Annotated in this window: 5 protein-coding genes; all 5 read left to right on the top strand. The window is 32.3% G+C overall.

Translation table 11 applies throughout. From position 1 onward, the window contains the following. Positions 1-458: 3-dehydroquinate synthase family protein (locus tag IDG60_RS08645; protein WP_481906086.1), on the top strand; the 458-nt coding region annotated here is incomplete at its 5' end. A gap of 9 nt (positions 459-467) precedes the next feature. Next, complete coding sequence (gene aroA, locus IDG60_RS08640; protein WP_206160622.1) at positions 468-1,766, top strand: 3-phosphoshikimate 1-carboxyvinyltransferase; 1,299 nt, start codon at positions 468-470, stop codon at positions 1,764-1,766. Between the two features lie 6 nt (positions 1,767-1,772). Next, positions 1,773-3,017 (top strand): tetratricopeptide repeat protein, encoded by a 1,245-nt coding sequence (locus tag IDG60_RS08635; protein WP_000389524.1) that lies wholly within the window; start codon positions 1,773-1,775, stop codon positions 3,015-3,017. Between the two features lie 13 nt (positions 3,018-3,030). Further along, a complete protein-coding gene (locus IDG60_RS08630; RefSeq protein ID WP_000005212.1) occupies positions 3,031-3,606 on the top strand; it encodes a YpiB family protein in 576 nt (191 codons plus the stop codon). Next, on the top strand, positions 3,596-3,770 hold a 175-nt coding region (locus tag IDG60_RS08625; RefSeq protein ID WP_206160623.1), incomplete at its 3' end, for a DUF1405 domain-containing protein. The genes IDG60_RS08630 and IDG60_RS08625, both read left to right, overlap by 11 nt.

Raw genomic sequence — 3,770 nt, 5'->3', positions numbered from 1 at the left:
TATTACAGTCATTAAATGGTATGGATAAATATATTGCTAAAGGTATTGAAACGAAGCTGGATATTGTTGTTGCAGATGAAAAAGAACAAGGTGTACGTAAATTTTTAAATTTAGGTCATACATTTGGGCATGCTGTTGAATACTATCATAAAATACCTCATGGTCATGCAGTGATGGTTGGCATTATCTATCAATTTATAGTTGCGAATGCTTTGTTTGATTCTAAGCATGAAATTAATCATTATATTCAATATTTAATACAACTCGGTTATCCTTTAGACATGATAACTGACTTGGATTTTGAAACGTTATACGAATATATGCTAAGTGATAAAAAGAATGATAAGCAAGGTGTACAAATGGTCTTGATTAGACAATTTGGAGATATCGTTGTACAACATGTTGATCAACTAACATTACAACATGCATGTGAACAATTAAAAACATATTTTAAGTAGGTGAATGAAATGGTAAATGAACAAATCATTGATATTTCAGGTCCGTTAAAGGGCGAAATAGAAGTGCCGGGCGATAAGTCAATGACACACCGTGCAATCATGTTGGCGTCGCTAGCTGAAGGTGTATCTACTATATATAAGCCACTACTTGGCGAAGATTGTCGTCGTACGATGGACATTTTCCGACTGTTAGGTGTAGAAATCAAAGAAGATGATGAAAAATTAGTTGTGACTTCCCCAGGATATCAATCTTTTAACACGCCACATCAAGTATTGTATACAGGTAATTCTGGTACGACAACACGATTATTGGCAGGTTTGTTAAGTGGTTTAGGTATTGAAAGTGTTTTGTCTGGCGATGTTTCAATTGGTAAAAGGCCAATGGATCGTGTCTTGAGACCATTGAAACTTATGGATGCGAATATTGAAGGTATTGAAGATAATTATACACCATTAATTATTAAGCCATCTGTCATAAAAGGTATAAATTATCAAATGGAAGTTGCAAGTGCACAAGTAAAAAGTGCCATTTTATTTGCAAGTTTGTTTTCAAATGATACAACGGTAATAAAGGAATTAGATGTAAGTCGAAATCATACTGAGACGATGTTCAGACATTTTAATATTCCAATTGAAGCAGAAAGGTTATCAATAACTACAACCCCTGATGCCATTCAACATATTAAACCTGCAGATTTTCATGTTCCTGGCGATATTTCATCTGCAGCGTTCTTTATTGTTGCAGCACTTATCACACCAGAAAGTGATGTAACAATTCATAATGTTGGAATCAATCCAACACGTTCAGGTATTATTGATATTGTTGAAAAAATGGGCGGTAATATCCAACTTTTCAATCAAACAACTGGTGCTGAACCTACTGCTTCTATTCGTATTCAATACACACCAATGCTTCAACCAATAACAATCGAAGGAGAATTAGTTCCAAAAGCAATTGATGAACTGCCTGTAATAGCATTACTTTGTACACAAGCAGTTGGCACGAGTACAATTAAAGATGCCGAGGAATTAAAAGTAAAAGAAACAAATAGAATTGATACAACGGCTGATATGTTAAACTTGTTAGGGTTTGAATTACAACCAACTAATGATGGATTGATTATTCATCCGTCAGAATTTAAAACAAATGCAACAGTTGATAGTTTAACTGATCATCGAATAGGAATGATGCTTGCAGTTGCTTCTCTACTTTCAAGCGAGCCTGTCAAAATCAAACAATTTGATGCTGTAAATGTATCATTTCCAGGATTTTTACCAAAACTAAAGCTTTTAGAAAATGAGGGATAATATAAAATGGAAGATATCTATAAATTAATAGACGATATCAATCTACAAAAACTAGAAAATTTAGACTCTCGTGTTAATGAAGCAATAACTACTGACAACGATGACGCATTATTTATTCTAGGAGAGACACTTTACAATTTTGGATTAATGCCACAAGGTTTGGAAGTATTCCGCGTGTTATATCACAAATATCCAGACGAAAGTGAATTGCTGATTTATTTTATTGAAGGTTTAATGTCTGAAAATCAAACTGACGAAGCGTTAGAATATTTAAGTTATGTTGAACCATCACCTGAAAAGTTGATGTTAGAAGCAGATTTATATCAACAAATTAATATGATGGAAGTTGCTATTGATAAATTACAAGAAGCACTTGAACTAGAGCCAAATGATCCAATAATCCATTTTGCATTGGCTGAAATGTTATATTATGATGGTCAATATTTACGTGCTACCTCTGAATACGAAACCGTTTTAGAAACTGGTGAATATCAAGTTAATGGTGTAAACTTATTCTCTCGTATGGCAGATTGTAGTTTACAAAGTGGTAACTATAGTGATGCGATTCGCTTATACGATGAAATTAATGAAGATGAAATGACTTCAGAAGATTATCTCAAAAAAGCCATTTCTTACGATAAAAATGACATCACTCAAGAAGCAATTAAAATAATGACTACATTACTTTCTAAAGATCCTGATTATATTCAAGGCTACTTGTATTTACAATCATTATATGAAAATGAAAAAAATTATCCAGATGCCATTGAGACGGGTAAAGAAGGATTACGACTAAGTCAATTTTATAAAGAGTTAATGTATACAACTGGATGTTTGGAAATAGAACACGGCGATGCTAATGAAGGTGTATTATTGTTAAAACAAGCATTAGAGGTTGATAATGCTTACCAAGAACCTTTATTGATTTTAAGCGATTTATATCGTAATGAAGAAGATTATGAAGCAATCATTGAATTATTAACATATGTAGATGAAGAAGATTTGGATCCTACATTCATGTGGCATTTAGCGTTCGCCTATGGTCAAGAAGAGCGAGATAAAGAAGCTCAACATTTCTTTGAATTAGCATATCCAACGATGAAAACAAATATTGATTTTATGAGTGATTATTATTTCTATTTAATTGAAATTGGTCAAAAGGAACAAGCAATTACTATTTTAAATCAATTGTTGGAACTAGAGCCAAGTAACGAAAATTGGCATGACGAATTATCAAGATTGCAATCTTAAAATGGGGTATTTGATGTCAGAGACACTCAATCAAATTAAAGAAAGTTTTATTGAATATTTACTTTTTCAATATCGATTTAAGTCGCGTATTGCAGTTTGGGTGCTTAACTATATAAAAGTGAATGAGGCGAAATTGGCAAACATTCATTTTGTAGATACAAAAATTAATCATCATGAAACATTAGAAATTGCAGAAGTGGGAAGTCACGCTTCTGCAATTCAATTTACTAAGCGTAATATAAAGTTAATGAATACAAATGAAATATTTGATTATATCGCTAATCATAACTGTGCTTTTGATATTCAAATTCACTTCGCAAACGTGTCAAAGCGTGAGCAAAGGCTAGATGATTTAATAGTTGCTCAACTAACGGAATCGCCCAGTTATCAAACTTATCTTCATGACTTAAATAGTATGGCTATAGATCGGCATAAACATGCGTTATTAATAGATTACTTGTTACACAATATTGATTTAAGTTTACAGATGAATGAAAAGCAACGTTTTTATCAACTAACGCAAATTTTAAATACACTCAAGCTAGTAAATAAACATAATCAATTTGAGGACTTAGCAGATGACGATTAATACATTTTGGCAATATACACTTTATCAACGTTCTTGGTTAATGATGCTACTCATTTGTAATATATTAGGGATGATTTATGGTTATATATGGTATGGTGAACAATTAAGTCATACGCCGTGGCATTTTAAGATTTTTGTTCCAGATAGCCCAACTGCAATATTAT

The sequence above is a fragment of the Staphylococcus sp. EG-SA-2 genome (assembly GCF_017152085.1).
The sequence above is the reverse complement of the archived record's forward strand: the minus strand, read 5'-3'. Positions and strand labels throughout refer to the sequence as shown.

Bases quoted from the DNA above. Each gene is read 5' to 3' on its own strand.
- aroA (WP_206160622.1), top strand. From the start codon at position 468: ATGGTAAATGAACAAATCATTGATATTTCAGGTCCGTTAAAGGGCGAA.
- IDG60_RS08635 (WP_000389524.1), top strand. From the start codon at position 1,773: ATGGAAGATATCTATAAATTAATAGACGATATCAATCTACAAAAACTA.
- IDG60_RS08630 (WP_000005212.1), top strand. From the start codon at position 3,031: ATGTCAGAGACACTCAATCAAATTAAAGAAAGTTTTATTGAATATTTA.